We start from the raw sequence: 16,786 nt of genomic DNA on the forward strand, positions 1-16,786 counted from the left end.
TGACCCGTCGCAGGCCGCTCCGAGTGCCGGCCTCGCCGCGACCAGAGGTACCGTGCAGCCATGACTCGGGCTCAGAGCTACGGCGCCCCCTACGGATCGGCCGGCCACGCACAGGACCGCGACGGCTTCCGGACCTTCACCGTGCGCGAGCTGGTCGCCTACGGCCGGCTGATCGTCAACCGCGAGCGGGTCGACCCCGAGCGGGTGGTCCGCGACTTCATCCGCGCCAACCCCGACGTCGACCTCGAGGCGCGCAGCACCATCACCGCCTGGCAGGAAGGCGCCCGCCCCGGCGCCCGTGCGGTGCGGCCGGGCGACACGGCCGAGCGGCCGGGCGGCTACTTCTGACGCTTGCGCCTGCGAGGATCGGGCGCATGGACCTGATCCGCTCGATCCCGCTGTTCGTGCTCGCCGCGATCGCCGAGATCGGTGGCGCCTGGCTGGTCTGGCAGGGGGTCCGCGAGCACCGCGGCTGGCTCTGGATCGGCGCCGGGGTGATCGCGCTCGGGCTCTACGGCTTCGTCGCGACGCTGCAGCCGGACGCGCACTTCGGCCGGATCCTCGCGGCGTACGGCGGGGTCTTCGTGGCCGGCTCCCTGCTGTGGGGGATGGCCCTCGACGGCTTCCGGCCCGATCGCTACGACGTCGCCGGTGCCCTGGTGTGCCTGCTCGGGGTGGCGATCATCATGTACGCGCCCCGGTCGAGCTGATCGGGGGGTGGCGTCGTAGGCCGGGTGGTGGCGTCGTACCCGGCATCTGGGTCGTGAAGAGGCCCCGGGGACGACCCGGATGCCGGGTACGACGAGAGACCTGGATATAGTATGTCCAGTTAAGGAGGCCGGCATGCGGATGAACGAGGGCGTCGAGTGGGCCGCTCACGTCTGCGTGCTGCTGCACTGGCTCCACGACGACCGGGCCGACCCCGCTCCGGTGCCGGTGGCGCGGCTGGCGGAGGCCTACGAGCTGCCGGCTCCGTACCTCGTCAAGCAGGTGCAGGCGCTCACCCGGGCCGGCATCACCGAGTCGGTCCCGGGCAAGAACGGCGGCGTCCGGCTCGCGCGTCCGGCCGCCGAGATCACCCTGATGGACGTCGTCGCCGCGATCGAGGGACCCGACGACGCCTTCGCCTGCACCGAGATCCGGCAGCGCGGGATGAACCAGGACCGTCCGGCGCGCGACTTCACCCAGCCCTGCGGCATCGCGCACGCCATGCGCGCCGCCGAGCTGGCCTGGCGCCGCGAGCTCGCCGCCACCTCCGTCCTCGATCTGGTCGCGGCCACCCCGCGCAGCATCGCCGCCGACGCGCGGCGTCACTTCGCGCGCGCCTGAGTCCTTCTCCTCGACCCATAACTGGATACCAAATGTCCACGAAAGGAACCATGATGACCCGCACCCGCACCAACGACGCCTCCCCGGAGACCTTCCAGGCGCTGATCGCCCTCGACAGCCGGATGAAGAAGTCCCTCGGCCCGGTCCTCTACGACCTGGTCAAGCTGCGCGCCTCCCAGCTCAACGGCTGCGCGTACTGCGTAGACATGCACGCCACCGACCTCGAGCGGCGCGGTACGCCGAGCCGCAAGCTGCACGGCGTCGCCGCCTGGCAGGAGAGCCCGTTCTTCGACGCGACCGAGCGGGTGGCGCTCGCCTTCACCGAGCGGCTCACCGGCGGCATCGACGCGATCGACGACGCGCTGTGGGAGGAGGCCGGCCGGCTGCTCGGCGACGAGCGCCGCGCCGACCTGATCGTCGCCGTCGGCACGATCAACACCTGGAACATGACCGGCATCACCACCCACCTCCAGCCGGAGGGGGAGCTCGTCCCGGCCTGACCTCAGCGCCCCGCGCGCTCGGCGAGCCGGACCGCCGCGTGCCGCACGATGGCGACCTCGTCGCCGTCGCGCGCGGCCTCGTGGGGGATCCGGCCGCCGAGCAGGCCGGCCGGCTGGGTGAGCCAGGCCCACACCCGCCACGGGTCCATCCGGGCGGCGAGCAACGGCTCCAGGACGGCGCCCAGCTCGGGGCGCAGCTCGCCCCGGGCGTCGAGCTGGAAGGCCGGCACCAGCACCCCGGCGTCGTGGGGCACGACGAGCAGGGCATGCCGCTCGGCCGCCTTGTGCACCGCGAACCGGGCGGCGTTCTCCGACACCCCGCGTAGCCGCGCGAGGCCCGCGTAGTCGTGGGTCGGCGAGGCGAGCAGGCCGGCGCGGACCTCGGCCTGGCGGCGCAGCTGCACCAGCGCCAGGGGCACGGCGTACGCCGGGTCCTCGCCGTCCTGGTGGAGCACCCGGTCGAGCTCGGCGAGCTGGTCGTCGGTGAGTGCCGCGCCGGTGCCCGGATCGCGCCAGCGCACCACGCCGCCGAGGTCGCGCTCGAAGGACGGCAGCCCCGCCGCGGCCAGCTGGTCGGCGAGGCCGAGACCCTCGAGCCAGTGCGCCAGCTGCTCCCCGTTCACGGGCCCCAGGGTCTCACGCGGACCACCGCCGGGGAGCGGCGGTCGTCAGCTACCAGCTGAGCTCGATCTCCAGCTCGTTCTTCTCGCCGATCTCGACCTCCACCGAGAGCTCCACCTCGTCCGGGACGTCGATCGTGATCCGCCGGCCCTCCCGCTCGAACGTCACGCTGTTGTGGCGCTCCAGGGAGTCGGCGAGGGCGCGCAGCCGGGCGGCCGCCTCCTCGCGACGAAGGCGCTGGGTCTGGTCGATCTCGAACAGGTCGTCCACGGGATCTCCTTGGCTGGGGGATGTGCCCCCGACGGTAGCCAGCGCCCCCGCACTGGGAGACTGAGGCCGTGCAGGGACCTACCGACGACGTCCGCGTCGAGCGGCTCGGACCGGTCGGCCGGATCGTGCTGGACCGACCGCGGGCGCTCAACGCCATCACGCTCGGCATGGTCGAGCGGATCCATGCGGCGCTCGAGGAGTGGCGCGACGCCGGGCTGCGCGCCATCGTCGTGGAGAGTGCGTCCGAGCGGGCGTTCTGCGCCGGCGGCGACATCCGCCGGGTGCGGGAGAACTCGCTGGCCGGGCGCCACGAGGAGAGCCTGCGCTTCTTCGACACGGAGTACGCCGTCAACGCGCTCCTCGGCAGCTACCCGGTGCCCGTCGTGGCCCTCGTCGGCGGCATCTGCATGGGCGGCGGGATGGGCCTGTCGGTGCACGGCACCTTCGTGGTGGTCTCCCCGGAGGCCTCCTTCGCGATGCCCGAGACCAAGATCGGCTTCTTCCCCGACGTCGGCGGCTCCCACTTCCTGCCCCGCCTGCCCGGCCACACCGGCCGCTATCTCGGCCTCACCGGCGCCCGGATCGGCGCCGCCGACGCCCTGGCCCTCGGCGTCGCCACCCATGCCTGCTCCGCCGCCGACCTGGCCCGGCTGCCCGAGCTGATCGCCGGCTACGACGGTCCGCTCGAGCAGTTGCTCCGCGAGCTCGCGCCGGACGCACCCGGCTCGGCCGGCTCGCTCGCCGCCGTACGGCCCGAGCTGGAGTGGGTGTTCAGCGCCCCCGACCTCGCCGGCATCGGCCCCCGGCTCCGCCGGCTGGTCGCCACGCCGGGCCCGGCGGCCACCTGGGCGGCCGAGACCCTCGCGGCGCTCGAGTCTGCCTCGCCGTACAGCCTCGCGGTGACCGACCGGCTCCTCGTCGAAGGCCGCGGCCGCTCGCTGGAGGAGTGCCTGCGCGCCGAGCTGGCCACCGCCGCCGAGGTGATCCGCAGCGCCGACTTCGTGGAGGGTGTGCGCTCGGTGCTGGTCGACAAGGACCACGCGCCGCACTGGTCGACGCCGGTCGGCGAAGCGGGGTAGGTCGGGCCGGGCTGGGGCTGCGGGCTCCGGCCGGGGGTGGGGGCTCCGGGCCGCTGGGTCTCCCGGTGCTGTAACACGCAGTTCGCCGCTCTACCCGACCCGGGGCGTCGCGAACGGGTGTCCGTGCGGGTCCGCCAGATACGAATCAGGTCCGTCAGGTCGGCGGACAGCGTGTTACAGCGGGTCGGAGCGGTCCGGGCTCCGGCCACCGGGTCTCCCGGCGCTGTAACACGCAGTCCGCCGCTCTACCCGACCCGGGACGTCGCGAACGGGTGTCCGTGCGGGTCCGCCAGATACGAATCAGGTCCGTCAGGTCGGCGAACAGCGTGTTACAGCGGTTCTGAGCAGTCCGGGCGCCCCGGCCCCGCACCACGCGCGCCCAGCAGCAACCGGTGTCACCGGCCCCGATCGAGGTCGGCCACCAGCGCCGTGACCCGGCGCCGGATCTCGTCGCGGATCGGGCGGACGGCGGCGAGGTCCTGGCCGGCGGGGTCGTCGAGCACCCAGTCCTCGTAGCGCTTCCCGGGGAAGAACGGGCACTCGTCGCCACAGCCCATGGTCACCACGACATCGGCCTGCCGCACCGCGGCGTCGGTGAGCACCTTCGGCTGCCGCGCGCCGATGTCGACGCCCACCTCGGCCATCGCCGCGACCGCGACCGGGTTCACCTGGTCGGCCGGCTGGGATCCGGCGGAGAGCACCTCGATCCGGTCGCCGGCGAGGTGCTGGAGGAAGGCCGCGGCCATCTGGGAGCGGCCGGCATTGTGGACGCAGACGAACAGCACGGTGGGTCGGGTCATGGCGTCGCCTCCTCGGCGTCGGGGTGGTCGGGGTGGTGGGGGTGGAGGGTCAGGGTGAGCGCGACGCCGAGGACCATGCCGACGAGCTGCGCGCCGACGAAGACCGGCACCGAGCCGGGGGCGATGCCGGCGAAGGTGTCGGTGAACGTCCGACCGATCGTCACGGCGGGGTTGGCGAAGGAGGTCGAGCTGGTGAACCAGTACGCCGCGCCGATGTAGGCGCCGACGGCCGGTGCGGCGAGCGCGCTCCGGCCGGTCCGCACCAGGGCGAAGACGAGCGCGACGAGCCCGGCGGTCGCTACCACCTCGGCCGTGACGTGGCCGCCGCCGAGGCGATCGTTGGCCGAGAGGCCCTGGGGCACCTCGAACATCAGGTTGGCGAGGAGCGCGCCACCGATGCCGCCGGCGACCTGTGCCAGCACGTAGGCGCCGACGTCGCGCAGCGGCAGGCCGGCGCCGGTACGACGGCCCAGGAACCAGTCCGCGGCGGAGACGACCGGGTTGAGGTGGGCGCCGGAGACCGGCCCGAACCACACGATCAGCACGCTCAGGCCGAGCGCCGTGGCCGTCGAGTTCTCCAGGAGCTGCAGGCCGAGGTCGTCGGGGGAGAGGGTCGCGGCGGCGATGCCGGAGCCGACGACGACGGTGACCAGCAGCGCCGTACCGACGAGCTCGGCGAGGAGGCGGCGGGACAGCGGTACGGCGACGCTCACGCAGGGATCTTGACCCGAGCAGAATGGCTCAGTCAAACTTGAGGCAATGAACGTTGAGCAAAATCTGCTGGCTGCCCGGGCGGCGCTGCACGCGGCGCTGGCGGATCCGATCCGCCTCCGGGTGGTCGACCTGCTCGCCGTGGGCGATGCGTCGTCGTCGGAGCTCTCCGACCGGGTCGGGGCGGCGTCGAACCTGCTCGCCCACCATCTCCGCATCCTCGAGTCGGCGGGCGTGATCCAGCGGCATCGGTCCGAAGGCGACCGACGCCGCGGCTACTGGCGGCTGATCCATGCCGCTCTGGCGCCCGCCGAGACCGCCGAGACCGCTGTGCTCGCGACGCCGGAGCGGGTCGTCTTCGTCTGCACGGCCAACTCGGCCCGATCCCAGCTCGCCGCCGCTCTCTGGGAGCGTGCGAGCAGCGTGCCGGCCACCTCCGCCGGCACCGAGCCAGGTCCGCGGATCGCGCCGGGAGCCCTCGCCGCCGCCGGGCGGCACGACCTGGCGTTGGCCGATGTCGAGCCGCGCCATCTCGACGACGTGGGCTTGCGCGGCGAGGGGCGAGACCTCGTCGTCACCGTGTGCGATCGTGCCCACGAGCAGCTGGGACCGGTGTCGCGGGTCCACTGGTCGGTGGCCGACCCGGTCCCGGCCCGCACGCGCTCAGCGTTCGACCGTGCGTACGACGACCTCGCCCGGCGGGTCGATCGGCTGGTCCCGCTCGTCCGGCAGGCCGGCTGAGTCCGGCCCACCGGCGAACGCGGCGAGCACGGCCGCCGCGAGGCCGAGCAGCCCGAGAGTGACGAAGAGGCCCGTCGGGCCACCCGTCGCCGCCGTCAGCGCGGCCCCGATGGCAGGGGCGAGGGCCGCGGCGATGCCGAGCGGGGCGTTGTAGACGCCGTTGAGCGCGGCGTACCGCGCGGGCCCCCAGTGGTCGCTCACGACCGTCGCGCCGACGAGTGTGAACACGCCTCGCGCGGCTCCGGCGAGGACGGCGACCCCGATCAGGAGCGGCACCGGTCCCCTGAGGAGTCCGAGCGCGAGCACGGTCAAGGCCAGTACGACGATCGAGGCCGTCGCCCGGCCGTTGGGGGTGGTCCGCCGTTGCAGCGCTGGGTACAGCAGCCGGCCGAGGACCTGGCCGGCGCCGCTGAGGCCGAGTGCCCACGCCGCCAGCTGCACGCTGGATCCGCGATCCCGCAGCAGCGGGACGAGATGGACCAGGGAGGCGTACATGACAAGCGACGTCACCGCCCCTGAGGTCGTGACGAGTACGAAGGTGCGGCTGGTCAGGATGCTGCGGTCGGAGCGGGTGGAGTGGTGGCCGGAGAGGACCGCGGGCCGCCAGGGTGGTCGCAGGGCGAGGGCGTGCGCGGGTGCGGTCGCCACCAGCATCAGGGCGCCGAGGACCAGGTAGGTGGCCCGCCAACCGAGTCGGTCACCGAGCTCGGCGGTCAGCGGCGCGAAGATGGTGGACGAGAAGCCGGCGACCAAGGTGAGTGTCGTGATCGCCTGGACCCGGCGCTCGCCGTACCACTGGGTGAGGGCGGCGAACGCCGGCGGGTAGAAGGTGCCGGCGCTGGCCGTGCCCGCGAGCAGCCAGCCGATGGTGAACACCGGCAGGGAGGGCGCCACCGCGATCACCGCGACGGCGATCGCGGCCAGCACGCTGCCCGCGGTCATCACCAGGCGCGGACCCCGACGTTGCATCACCTGCCCGGCTCCCACGCCGGCGAGGGCTCCGACCAGGCTTCCGGCGGAGAACGCGGTCGTGACGGCGGTGGCCGACCACCCCGTGTCGTCGACGATGGTGCTCGCGAGAACCGTGAAGGCGTAGTACAGCACGCCGTAGGCGATCGTGACCGTCCCGCACAGCGCGAGCAGGACGCCGCGCGGCGGCTCAGGCGTCGGCAGGTGCTCGGCCGATCTCGAGCAGGTCACTGCCGGCACTCGTCCCCGGCGACGGAGGACAGCAGCCGCCGCCGCTGCTCGCCGGATCGTCGAAGATCCCGGCACCTCCGCACACCCCGGTGTCGGGCAGGACCAGGTCGATCCGCGCAGCGGCCTCGTCGTCGCCGGCGATCGCGGCGACGACGCTGCGGACCTGCTCGTAGCCGGTCAGGGCGAGGAAGGTGGGCGCCCGGCCGTACGACTTCATCCCGACCAGGTAGAAGTCCGGCTCCGGTTGGGCGAGATCCGCGGCGCCGGTCGCCCGGACCGAACCACACGAGTGGACGTTCGGATCGATCTCCGCGGCCATCCGCCGTGGCGCCTCGAGGGTGGGGTCGAGATCCAGTCGGAGCTCGGACAGGAACGTCAGGTCGGGACGGAAGCCGGTCAGCACGACGACCGTGTCGGCCGCCGGGAGCGCCCGTCCGTCCTCGTCGACCACGACCACGCCGCCGGCGTCGGACCGCAGCTCCGCCGTCCGGAACCCGGTGACCAGCTCGACCTCTCCGGACTCGACGGCGCGCCGGGCTCGCACGCCGAGGGCGCCGCGTTCGGGCAGCTGGTCCGCCGCGCCGCCGCCGAACGTCCCGGCGCTGACGACGCGCCGGATCGCCCACGTGATCCGCGTGCCGGGGTGCGCCGACGCCAGCTCGACCAGCTCGTGGATCGCGTTGAACGCCGAGTCGCCGGACCCGATGACGACGGTGTGCCTACCGGCGTACCTCTCGGGGTGCGCACGGTCCGGAACCCGGGAGGTCAGTCGGGCACCCGCCGTGCGCTCCCCCAAGGCAGGCAGCCCGTCCGCACCGGCGGGATTGGGCCGGCGCCAGGTTCCGGACGCGTCGATGACGGCGCGTGCCTCGACGCGGGACTCGTGACCCGCGGCGTCCGTGAGGTGCACGGTGAACGGCTGCCGGTCCCGGTCGGCGTCGACGAGGCGGTCGCGGCCGCGACGGGACACCCCGGTGACGCGCGCGTCGTACCGGACCCGGTCGCCGAGCACCGCGGCGAGCGGGGCGAGATAGCCGTCGATCCAGTCCGAGCCCGTGGGGTAGCCGGTGACCGGCGCGCGCCAGCCCGTCGGCCCGAGCAGGCGCGCGGCGGCGGCGTCGACGAGCTCGGGCCAGGCCGAGAACAGGCGCACATGTCCCCACTCCGCGACCGCCGCGCCCGGTCCGGCGCCGGCCTCCAGCACCAGCGGCCGCAGACCGCGCTCCAGGAGGTGGGCGGCCGCGGCGAGGCCCTGGGGGCCGGCGCCGATCACCACCACGGGCAGCTCGTTCATCGTCACTCCTCGACTCGGGATCATCATGCATCGACGTTCTTCGATGTGACAACCCTGGGCAATCCATCGACAGATGTCAATGGATAGGGCAGCATGGGGTGGGTGCCGTCGTCACTTCCCGTCCTCGAGCCTGCCGACCTCACGACCTGCTGCTCGCCGGTCACCGGCGGCGTGGTCAGTGACGCCGTCGCCGAGACCCTGGCGCGGACCTTCAAGGCGCTCGGCGACCCCACCCGGGTCAAGCTGCTGTCGTTGATCGCGGCAGCGCCCGAGAGCGAGGCATGCATCTGCGATCTGACCGAACCCGTCGGACTCAGCCAGCCGACGGTGTCCCATCACATGAGGCTGCTCGTCGACGCCGGGCTCGCGACCCGCGAGCAGCGTGGCAGGTGGGCCTACTATCGCGTCGCCCCGGAGGCGCTCCATGCGCTCGCGCGGGTCCTGGACCCGACCGGCGACTGAGCCGACCCCAGGCCGTTTTGTCCGGTCCGCCGCGCACCACCTAGACTGGCGCTACGAAGGGGAGTAGTCCTCAACGGCTGCGTCGACATACTGGACCGCTCGCGGGCCCGGCGCAGCAGGCCACCGATGGTGGCGGACGAGACTTTCGACCAGCAGTGCGACCCGTTTTGTCATGGACGCGCCTGGTCGAAGGCGCGTCCTCGCGGCGGGCTCCTCGGCCGGGCGCCGGAGAGGAACCTGATGTACGCCTTCTTGTTGAGCACCGCGGTCATCTTCGTGGCCGAGCTCGGCGACAAGAGCCAGCTCATGGCGATGACCTTCGCCACCCGCTACCGCGCCCGCGACGTGCTGATCGGGCTGACCGCCGCGACGGCGGTCGTCCATCTGGCGTCGGTCGGCATCGGCTACGCCATCGGCGACGCCTTCGCCGACTACCAGGGCACGATCGAGGTCTGCGCGGGCATCGCGTTCCTCGGGTTCGCGCTGTGGACGCTGCGCGGCGACGAGCTGACCGAGGACGACGAGCGCAAGGCCACCAGCGCCACGGGCCGGGCGGTCCTGGTCGTCGCGCTCTTCTTCTTCCTCGCCGAGCTCGGCGACAAGACCATGCTGGCGACGATCACCCTGGCCACCCAGGAGGGCTGGTTCGGCACCTGGCTCGGCTCGACGGTCGGCATGGTCGCCGCCGATGCGCTCGCCATCGGCGTGGGTGCGGTGCTCGGTCGGCAGCTGCCCGAGAAGGTCATCAAGTACGGCGCCGCGGCGCTGTTCGCGCTGTTCGGGCTCGCGCTCATCGCGAGTGGGGCTGGTTGGATCTGAGGGTGAGCTCCACCCCGCGCGAACGCCCGGTCTGGACGCCATGGCGCACCGTCTTCGCCTTCGGCCTGGTCAGCCTCGCGGCCGACATGGTCTACGAGGGGATGCGGGCCATGGCCGGTCCGTTCCTCGGCAGCCTGGGTGCCTCCGCCCTGACCGTCGGTCTGGTGACCGGCGCGGGCGAGGCGGTCGCGCTGATGTTGCGGCTGGTCACCGGGCCGTGGGCGGACCGGAGCAACCGCCACTGGCGGCTGACCGTCGTCGGGTACGGCATGACCGCGGTCTGCGTGCCGCTGCTCGCGGTCACACCCTTCCTCGGCAGCGCCGGACTGGCGGTCGCGGCCACGCTGATCGTGCTGGAGCGCACCGGCAAGGCGGTCCGCAGCCCGGCGAAGTCCGCGCTGCTCGCGCGGATGGCGACGACCACCGGACGCGGGAAGGGCTTCGCGGTCCACAAGGCGCTCGACCAGGTCGGCGCGTTCACCGGCCCGCTGCTGCTGGCCGGGATCGCGGCGCTGACCGGCCTGCTCTGGCCGGGCTTCGCGGTGCTGGCGATCCCGGGCGCGCTGGCGATGCTGCTGCTCGCCCAGCTCCGCCGCCGAGCGCCGATCGCGACCCAGGCCGAGCCCGACGCCGAGCCCGACGCCGAGCCCGACGCCGAGATGCCGCCGACCGCCCGGCCGCCCCGCAGTGCGTGGGCGGAGGTGCGCGCCGCGGCGGTCGGCGCGGACCTGCCGCGCAGCTTCCACCTCTTCTCGCTCTCGGCCGCGCTGACGACGGCGGGGCTGATGACCTTCGGCGTGATGTCCTACCGCTTCGTGGAGGCGGGCCTGGTCGCCGCGGCCGCGGTGCCGCTCGTCTACGCCCTTGCGATGGCCGTCGAGGCGGTGGCCGCGCTGGCGACGGGCGGGATGTTCGACCGCTGGGGCGGGCGGGTGCTGCTCGTCGTACCCGTGCTCGTCGCGGTCGTCCCGCTCTGCGTGTTCACCGACCAGCTCGGGTGGGTGCTCGCCGGTGTCGTCGTCTGGGGCGCGGCGACCGGCGTGCAGGACTCGACCGTGAAGGCGTACGTCGCCGACCTGGTCCCCGCGGGCCGCCGGGCCACGGCGTACGGCGTGTTCGCCGCGGTGCAGGGCATCGGCGCCCTGGTCGGTGGCGCGGTCGCCGGCGCGCTCGTCGACGGCCACGTGCCGCTGCTGGCCGCGGTGATCGGCGTCCTGCAGGTGGCGGCGGCGGTGCTGCTGTGGAACACGACCCGGTCCCGGGCGCGGGTTTCGGCCGCGTCGGGAGGTGGCAGGTAGCCCTCCGGGCCGTGCTCGTTCCCGCCGGCGCGGGAGGCGCGTGCGACTTCGACCCCGCGTGGTACGGCCCGTACTGAGGGAGCCGCCGCGTGTGGGCGGGTGGTTGACGGTGATGCCCGCCAACCACCAGCGTTGAGGGATCACACCGACTCGGAGGTGTCCCCCCATGCCCGCATTCGACCGTGTCACGCTGGCGCTGACCGTCGCCGCGACGGTCCTCGCCGCCCCCGGTGCGGCCGCCGCCGCTGGGCAGGACAGGTCGGTCCGGGCGATGAGCGATGCCTACGAGGCCGCGGTGCTGAAGGCCATCGAGCGGCGCCGGGTCAACCGCGGCCGGTCCGGGCTGCAGCCGTCGGCGTGCGTCGACGGCCTCGCCGAGGCGCGGTCCCGGCGGATGGCGGTCCGCGACGAGATGGTGCACTACGCGGGGCTCGGCAAGGTCTTCGGGCGCTGCGGAGGGTCCCGGGTCGGCGAGATCATCGCCCGGGGCGCGGGCTTCCGCGACCCGGCGGCCGTCGTCCGGGCCTGGATGGACTCGCCGTCCCACCACGCCGTGATCGTCCAGCCGGCGTACCGTCAGGCGGCGGTGGGCGCCTGGCGCGACGACGACGGTGTCGTCTTCGTGAGCGTGATCTTCCGCGCGCCGTAGCGCGAGCGGCTCAGAAGGACCGCGGCCCGAGCCGCTCGACCGCCACGAACAGGCATCCGGCCAGCAGCACCACGGTCAGGGCGGCGCTCTGCGACTCGCCGCGGCGCAGGTGGGTGACCACGGCCGCCGCCATGATCACGGCGAGCCCGATCGCGGCCGCCGGCACCAGGCCGGTCGCGATCTCCAGCGCGCCGGGCAGCACCAGCCCGAGCGCGCCCAGCACCTCCGCGGCCCCGATCAGCTTGATCACCCCGGGCGGCATCGGCTCGGCCCAGCCCATCCGGGGATCGGTCACGATCTGCTCCTTGGACTTGGCCAGCTTCATCGAGCCGGCCATCAGGAACAGCGCGGCCAGCAGGCCGGTCACGATCCACACGACGAGGTTCATGGGGGGAGCCTAGGGCCGGAAAATTAGTGAGGTTCATTCATCATGTACTAACCTCAGCACATGGACGCCACTCCCCGCGCCGCCATCGACCGCGTGATGCACCTGTCCCTGCTCATCTCCAGCGACCTGAGCCGCTACGAGAAGGAGACCGGGCTGACCGCGTCGCGGGTCCACCTGCTCTGGGAGCTGGGGCTGTCCGGACCGCAGACCCAGCAGCGGCTGGCCGCCGCGCTGGACGTCACGCCGCGCAATGTCACGGGCCTGGTCGACGGGCTGGTCGCGTCCGGCCACGTCACCCGCGAGCCGCACCCGACGGACCGGCGGGCCACCCTGGTGACCCCGACAGCCGCCGGGCGGGCGGTGATCGAGGACAACCAGGCCGGCTACGACGACCTGGGCCGCCGGCTCTTCGGCGACCTGTCCGCGCGGCGTCTGACCGAGCTCACCAGGGTGCTGGACGCCACGATCGCCCGGTTCACCGCGCTGATGGAGGAGGAGGCGACGTGACCCCGGCGTGGCGGATCGTCAAGGACGCGGTGCTGCTCGAGGTGGCGATCTGGCGCTGCCTCGCCCGCTGGCTGGTCCGCCGGCCGGACGCTCCGGCGGGGGCGACCCAGCTCGGCTACGCCCGGCTCACCGCGCCGGTGATGTGGCTGTGGATCTTCGGCGCGTTCGCCGAGGTGGTCGCGTTCGAGCTCGTGCTGCGCGCCGTCGACGCGACCTGGGCGGACGTCGTGCGGATCCCGCTGTTCGTGGTCGGGGTGTGGGGCGCGTTCTGGATGCTGGGCATGGCCGCCTCGTTCTCGGTACGCCGGCACCTGGTGCTCGCCGACCGGCTGGTGATCCGCAACGGGCCGCGGCTCCGGGTCGACGTGCCGCTGGCGTCGGTGACGGCGGTGCGCGGGGTGGAGCATGAGTTCGAGGGCCTGGTGCGCTCGGTGCACGAGGCCGACGGGCTGCTCCTGGTCGGCCCCGGCAACCGCACCAACGTCGAGCTCGCCCTCGCCGGGCCGACCGCCCTGGTCACCCACGACGGCGAGCGGGTCGTCGAGCGGGTCGGGTTCTGGGTCGACGAGCCGCGCGAGGTGACCCGGCTGCTGGCCGGCCTCGGCGCGTCCTAGGGTCGCGCGCGCGGCAGCCGGTCCGGGAGCGGCAGCCCGCCGACCAGGTGGTCGGCGACGATCGCGCGCGCCCGGTCCGGGTCGACGCCGCCGTACCAGCTGTCGTCGGGGTGGACGACGACCACCGGCGCCTGGTTGCAGGGGAACAGGCAGCCGGTCTGGGTGACCAGGACGTCGTCGTCGCCGAGGCCGCGGGCCCGCAGCTCGGCGTCGAGTGCGGCGGACGTGGCGGCCGAGCCGCGGGCCGAGCAGCGCGGTCCGCGGCACACCAGGACCTGGTGGGCGTGCCCGGGCACGTCCTCCCAGGCGGGCGACCTCAGCGGTGCCTCCTCGCCGGTGACGGCCCGGCCGCCGACCAGCACCTCGACCTCGGGGCGGGCCCGCCGCCAGTGCCCGGCGACCCGGCGCAGCCAGGACCGGGCCGTCGGCGCGCCCAGCCCGAGCCCGACCAGCTCGACCTGCCGTACGCCGAGCCCGGCGAGCCGGTCCAGCTCGTCGGTCACGCTCGGAGAGCCCGCCTGCAGGAAGGCGAGCGACGCCCCGGTGGCCGCGGCGACCTCGGCCAGCTCCGCGGCGTACCGTCCGGCGTCGACGCCCAGCGGGACCAGCACCACCGCGCGGCTCACCGGGCCGCCCGGGGGTCGTGCCACACGACGTGCAGCCGGCCGGAGTGGTCGTGGCGCCAGACGGTCGCCTCGACGCCGTAGACGTCGCGGACCAGGTCCGCGGTCAGCACCTCGTCGGGCGAGCCCGCCGCGACCACCCGGCCCGCCCGCAGCACGACGAGCCGGTCGCAGAAGGCGGCGGCCAGGTCGAGGTCGTGCAGCGCGGCGACCGTGGTCCGGCCGAGGGCGCGGACCGTGGCCAGCAGGTCGAGCTGGTGGGCCAGGTCGAGGTGGTTGGTCGGCTCGTCGAGCATGAGGACGTCGGGCTCCTGGCTGAGCGCCCGGGCCAGCTGCACGCGTTGCCGCTCGCCGCCGGACAGGGTGCTCCAGTCCTGGTCGGCGAGGTGGTCGACGCCGCTGCGCCGCATCGCCTCGGCGACCTCGCCGGCGCCCTCGTCGCGCGCCGCGGGCCAGCGGCCGCGGTGCGGGATCCGGCCCAGCTCGACGACCTGGCGCGCGGTGAGCGGCAGCGAGGTCGACGTGTGCTGCTCCAGGACGGCGATCCGCCGCGCGCGCACCCGGGCGGGCAGGCGGTGCACGTCGTCGTCCCCGAGCCGGACCGTGCCGGAGGCCGGCCGGCGCAGCCCGGACATCACGTGCAGCAGCGTGGTCTTGCCCGAGCCGTTGGGGCCGAGCAGGCCGGTGATGGTGCCGGCCGGGCAGTCGAGCGTGATGTCGTGGACGATCGTGCGGCTGCGCACGCCCCAGGTGACGCCCTCGGCGTGGATCCTCATCGCGCCCTCGACTCGCGCCGCAGCAGGTAGGCGAACAGCGGCGCCCCGAGCACCGCGGTCACCACGCCGATCGGGATCTCCTGGCCGTCGACCAGCGAGCGGGCGACGGTGTCGGCCCAGATCATGAGCACCGCGCCGGCCAGTGCGCTCAGCGGCAGCAGCCGCCGGTGCAGCGGCCCGCACACCAGCCGGACGACGTGCGGCACGACGAGCCCGACGAACCCGATCGCCCCGGTGTAGGCGACCAGGCACGCGGTGAGCAGCGCGGTGCCGATCAGCAGCACCCAGCGGGTGCGCCGGATCGAGACGCCGAGCGAGGCCGCCGAGGAGTCCCCGAACGCGAAGGCGTCGAGGTCGGCGGCGTACAGCAGGATCGCGACGAGGGCGACGAGCGTGACGGCGACGAGCACCCCGGCGCTGTGCCAGCGCACGCCGGCGAGTGAGCCCATGGTCCAGGCCAGCACCCGCCGGGCGGCGTCGTGGTCGCCGGCCATGATCACCACGAACGAGGTGAATGCCGCGCACATCTGACCGACCGCGACGCCGGCGAGCACGGTGCGGGCCGGGGGCAGCTCGCCGGAGCGCCCGGTCGCGAGGAGGAGCACCAGGGCAAGGGCGGCCAGGGCGCTGACGAAGGCTGCCGTACCGACCAGGGCGCTGCCGGCCAGCCCGGCGACGCTGACGCCGAGCACGATCACCGTCACCGCGCCGACGGTCGCGCCGCCGGAGATGCCGAGCAGGTAGGGATCCGCCAGGTCGTTGCGGGTCAGCGACTGCAGCACCGCGCCGGCCAGCGCCAGCCCGGCGCCGGTGGCCGCGGCGCCCACCACGCGGGGCATCCGGAGCTGCCAGACGATGCGGTCGTCGATGAGGGTCACGCCGTCGACCGGCAGGCCGATCCGGCGCAGCACCACGTCGACCACGTCGCCGGCGGGCACGTGCACCGAGCCGATCCCCACCGCCACCACGACGGTGGCGACGAGGGCGACGGTGAGCGCGGCGCCCGCGACGAGGCCCGTTCCCGACCGGGTGCGCGCCGGCCGGGACGGCCGGGCCGCCTGCAGCATCAGCCCAGCGGGGGCAGGTCGGCGAGCTGGGCGCCGACGGAGACGGCTCCGTCGGCCAGCCGCACGCCGGGCGTGGACTCCGAGAACGGGATCACGACGTATCGCTTCGCCTTGACCGCGCGCAGGTTCTTGAGCACCGGGTCCTTCTCGAGCATCGCGATCTTGTCGTCGGCCGTGGACCAGCTCGCGTCGGCCAGCACGATCACGTCGGGGTCGGACTTGACGACCCGCTCCCAGCTCACGTCGGCCCAGCCGCCCTCGACGTCGCCGAAGACGTTGGTCGCGCCCACGGCGTCGAGGATCAGCTGCGGGCCGCCCTCGCCGGCACCGGCGAACGCGGTCTTGTCGCCGGAGTCGAACCAGAAGACGTCCAGGCCGTCGCCCGGCTTGTCCGCGGCGAGGGTGTCGAGCTGACCCTGCTGCTCCCTCTCCAGCGCGTCGGCGCGCTCGGGGACGCCGAAGACGTCGGCGACGATCTCGATCTCGTCCCACACCGAGTCGAACGAGACGTCGGCGCTGGGCTTGTTCTCGCCGCAGCCGAAGAGCGAGAGGAACGAGCCGATGCCGAGCTTGGTCAGCTCGTCCTGGGCGCCGGCGTTGTCGGCGTCGAAGGCGCTGGCGTACGACGCGTAGACGAAGTCCGGCTTCGCGGCGAGCAGGGTCTCGTTGTCGGGGTACTCCTTGGCGAGCACCTTCACCTCGTCGTACGCCGGCTGCCACTTCTGCGGCACCGCGTCGTCGAGGTACGCCGTGCCGGCCATCCGGTCGGACAGGTCGAGCGCGAGCATGACCTCGGTCGCGCCCTGGTTCATGGTCACCGCGCGCTCAGGCGGCGCGGTGATGGTCGAGGTGAAGCCGCAGCTGCTGGCCTTCACCGGGAAGCCGGTCGTGGTGGCAGGGCCCTTGTCCTCGGCCTCGGGAGCGCCGGCGCACCCGGCGAGGAGGAGCGGCAGGGCGGCCAGGGCAGGCAGGAAGCGGGTACGACGGAACGACGTCACGGTCACTCTTTTCGGGTCCGAGGCTCTTGCGCGAAGCCTG

23 protein-coding genes are annotated in these 16,786 nt (G+C 73.9%); 12 read left to right on the forward strand and 11 right to left on the reverse strand.

Annotated elements, in window-relative coordinates; all coding sequences use genetic code 11:
* The first annotated feature begins 60 nt into the window (after window positions 1-60).
* The 4 genes from JOD66_RS13145 (at window position 61) to JOD66_RS13160 (ending at window position 1,829) form a co-directional block, all read left to right on the forward strand.
* Window positions 61-348, forward strand: a complete 288-nt coding sequence (locus JOD66_RS13145) for a hypothetical protein (RefSeq protein ID WP_204837307.1) — start codon at window positions 61-63, stop codon at window positions 346-348.
* A gap of 26 nt (window positions 349-374) precedes the next feature.
* Window positions 375-710, forward strand: coding sequence for a YnfA family protein (locus JOD66_RS13150; RefSeq protein ID WP_204837308.1), 336 nt, complete (start codon window positions 375-377; stop codon window positions 708-710).
* A gap of 133 nt (window positions 711-843) precedes the next feature.
* Complete coding sequence (locus tag JOD66_RS13155; protein WP_204837309.1) at window positions 844-1,329, forward strand: RrF2 family transcriptional regulator; 486 nt, start codon at window positions 844-846, stop codon at window positions 1,327-1,329.
* Window positions 1,330-1,382: 53 nt separating this feature from the next.
* Window positions 1,383-1,829, forward strand: a complete 447-nt coding sequence (locus JOD66_RS13160; RefSeq protein ID WP_204837310.1) for a carboxymuconolactone decarboxylase family protein — start codon at window positions 1,383-1,385, stop codon at window positions 1,827-1,829.
* Window positions 1,830-1,831: 2 nt separating this feature from the next.
* Here the strand turns inward: JOD66_RS13160 and JOD66_RS13165 are convergent, their stop codons facing one another.
* Window positions 1,832-2,452 carry a hypothetical protein gene (locus tag JOD66_RS13165; protein WP_204837311.1) on the reverse strand — a complete coding sequence of 207 codons (621 nt, stop codon included), beginning with the start codon at window positions 2,450-2,452 and terminating at the stop codon, window positions 1,832-1,834.
* A 49-nt stretch (window positions 2,453-2,501) separates the two neighbouring features.
* Complete coding sequence (locus JOD66_RS13170; protein ID WP_204837312.1) at window positions 2,502-2,720, reverse strand: amphi-Trp domain-containing protein; 219 nt, start codon at window positions 2,718-2,720, stop codon at window positions 2,502-2,504.
* Between the two features lie 68 nt (window positions 2,721-2,788).
* Here JOD66_RS13170 and JOD66_RS13175 point away from each other — a divergent pair, with 68 nt between their 5' ends.
* Window positions 2,789-3,799, forward strand: coding sequence for an enoyl-CoA hydratase/isomerase family protein (locus JOD66_RS13175; protein WP_204837313.1), 1,011 nt, complete (start codon window positions 2,789-2,791; stop codon window positions 3,797-3,799).
* Between the two features lie 395 nt (window positions 3,800-4,194).
* Here JOD66_RS13175 and JOD66_RS13180 read toward each other — a convergent pair whose 3' ends face one another.
* Together JOD66_RS13180 and JOD66_RS13185 are read right to left on the reverse strand one after the other, a co-directional pair.
* Complete coding sequence (locus JOD66_RS13180) at window positions 4,195-4,599, reverse strand: arsenate reductase ArsC (RefSeq protein ID WP_204837314.1); 405 nt, start codon at window positions 4,597-4,599, stop codon at window positions 4,195-4,197.
* Window positions 4,596-5,312, reverse strand: coding sequence for an aquaporin (locus JOD66_RS13185; RefSeq protein WP_307823493.1), 717 nt, complete (start codon window positions 5,310-5,312; stop codon window positions 4,596-4,598). Before JOD66_RS13185 ends, JOD66_RS13180 begins: the two co-directional genes overlap by 4 nt.
* Before the next feature lie 46 nt (window positions 5,313-5,358).
* Between JOD66_RS13185 and JOD66_RS13190 the strand changes: the two genes are divergently transcribed.
* Complete coding sequence (locus tag JOD66_RS13190; RefSeq protein ID WP_204837316.1) at window positions 5,359-6,051, forward strand: arsenate reductase/protein-tyrosine-phosphatase family protein; 693 nt, start codon at window positions 5,359-5,361, stop codon at window positions 6,049-6,051.
* On the opposite strand, the gene JOD66_RS13195 is transcribed toward JOD66_RS13190, so the two are convergent.
* Window positions 5,974-7,251: an MFS transporter gene (locus tag JOD66_RS13195; RefSeq protein ID WP_204837317.1), complete on the reverse strand. Its 1,278-nt coding sequence runs from the start codon at window positions 7,249-7,251 to the stop codon at window positions 5,974-5,976. The genes JOD66_RS13190 and JOD66_RS13195 overlap by 78 nt on opposite strands.
* Complete coding sequence (locus JOD66_RS13200) at window positions 7,211-8,545, reverse strand: NAD(P)-binding domain-containing protein (protein WP_204837318.1); 1,335 nt, start codon at window positions 8,543-8,545, stop codon at window positions 7,211-7,213. Before JOD66_RS13200 ends, JOD66_RS13195 begins: the two co-directional genes overlap by 41 nt.
* A gap of 93 nt (window positions 8,546-8,638) precedes the next feature.
* Between JOD66_RS13200 and JOD66_RS13205 the strand changes: the two genes are divergently transcribed.
* From JOD66_RS13205 to JOD66_RS13220, 4 genes are all read left to right on the forward strand, one after another.
* A complete protein-coding gene (locus JOD66_RS13205) occupies window positions 8,639-9,007 on the forward strand; it encodes an ArsR/SmtB family transcription factor (protein WP_204837319.1) in 369 nt (122 codons plus the stop codon).
* 129 nt (window positions 9,008-9,136) lie between these two features.
* Window positions 9,137-9,826: a TMEM165/GDT1 family protein gene (locus JOD66_RS13210; RefSeq protein WP_307823494.1), complete on the forward strand. Its 690-nt coding sequence runs from the start codon at window positions 9,137-9,139 to the stop codon at window positions 9,824-9,826.
* Window positions 9,827-9,828: 2 nt separating this feature from the next.
* Complete coding sequence (locus tag JOD66_RS13215) at window positions 9,829-11,124, forward strand: MFS transporter (protein WP_307823495.1); 1,296 nt, start codon at window positions 9,829-9,831, stop codon at window positions 11,122-11,124.
* A 166-nt stretch (window positions 11,125-11,290) separates the two neighbouring features.
* Window positions 11,291-11,773, forward strand: a complete 483-nt coding sequence (locus JOD66_RS13220) for a CAP domain-containing protein (RefSeq protein ID WP_204837320.1) — start codon at window positions 11,291-11,293, stop codon at window positions 11,771-11,773.
* Between the two features lie 10 nt (window positions 11,774-11,783).
* Here the strand turns inward: JOD66_RS13220 and JOD66_RS13225 are convergent, their stop codons facing one another.
* The gene (locus tag JOD66_RS13225; protein WP_204837321.1) at window positions 11,784-12,161 is read right to left on the reverse strand and encodes a DoxX family protein; all 378 of its coding nucleotides are present in this window, start codon (window positions 12,159-12,161) and stop codon (window positions 11,784-11,786) included.
* Between the two features lie 60 nt (window positions 12,162-12,221).
* On the opposite strand from JOD66_RS13225, the gene JOD66_RS13230 reads away from it, so the two are divergent.
* Window positions 12,222-12,668 carry a MarR family winged helix-turn-helix transcriptional regulator gene (locus JOD66_RS13230; protein ID WP_204837322.1) on the forward strand — a complete coding sequence of 149 codons (447 nt, stop codon included), beginning with the start codon at window positions 12,222-12,224 and terminating at the stop codon, window positions 12,666-12,668.
* Window positions 12,665-13,282, forward strand: coding sequence for a hypothetical protein (locus JOD66_RS13235; RefSeq protein WP_204837323.1), 618 nt, complete (start codon window positions 12,665-12,667; stop codon window positions 13,280-13,282). Before JOD66_RS13230 ends, JOD66_RS13235 begins: the two co-directional genes overlap by 4 nt.
* On the opposite strand, the gene JOD66_RS29500 is transcribed toward JOD66_RS13235, so the two are convergent.
* The 4 genes from JOD66_RS29500 to JOD66_RS13255 are packed head-to-tail and all read right to left on the reverse strand — an operon-like array spanning window position 13,279 to window position 16,752.
* On the reverse strand, window positions 13,279-13,908 hold the full coding sequence (locus JOD66_RS29500) for a (2Fe-2S) ferredoxin domain-containing protein (RefSeq protein ID WP_307823496.1): 630 nt from the start codon (window positions 13,906-13,908) through the stop codon (window positions 13,279-13,281). The two genes, JOD66_RS13235 and JOD66_RS29500, sit on opposite strands and share 4 nt — an antisense overlap.
* Complete coding sequence (locus JOD66_RS13245; RefSeq protein WP_204837325.1) at window positions 13,905-14,681, reverse strand: ABC transporter ATP-binding protein; 777 nt, start codon at window positions 14,679-14,681, stop codon at window positions 13,905-13,907. The genes JOD66_RS29500 and JOD66_RS13245 overlap by 4 nt, the downstream gene beginning before the upstream one ends.
* Window positions 14,678-15,748, reverse strand: coding sequence for a FecCD family ABC transporter permease (locus JOD66_RS13250; RefSeq protein ID WP_204837326.1), 1,071 nt, complete (start codon window positions 15,746-15,748; stop codon window positions 14,678-14,680). Before JOD66_RS13250 ends, JOD66_RS13245 begins: the two co-directional genes overlap by 4 nt.
* Window positions 15,748-16,752, reverse strand: coding sequence for an ABC transporter substrate-binding protein (locus JOD66_RS13255; protein WP_372442564.1), 1,005 nt, complete (start codon window positions 16,750-16,752; stop codon window positions 15,748-15,750). The genes JOD66_RS13250 and JOD66_RS13255 overlap by 1 nt, the downstream gene beginning before the upstream one ends.
* Between the last annotated feature and the right edge of the window lie 34 nt (window positions 16,753-16,786).

The sequence above is a fragment of the Nocardioides nitrophenolicus genome, assembly GCF_016907515.1.
GTDB lineage: Bacteria > Actinomycetota > Actinomycetes > Propionibacteriales > Nocardioidaceae > Nocardioides > Nocardioides nitrophenolicus.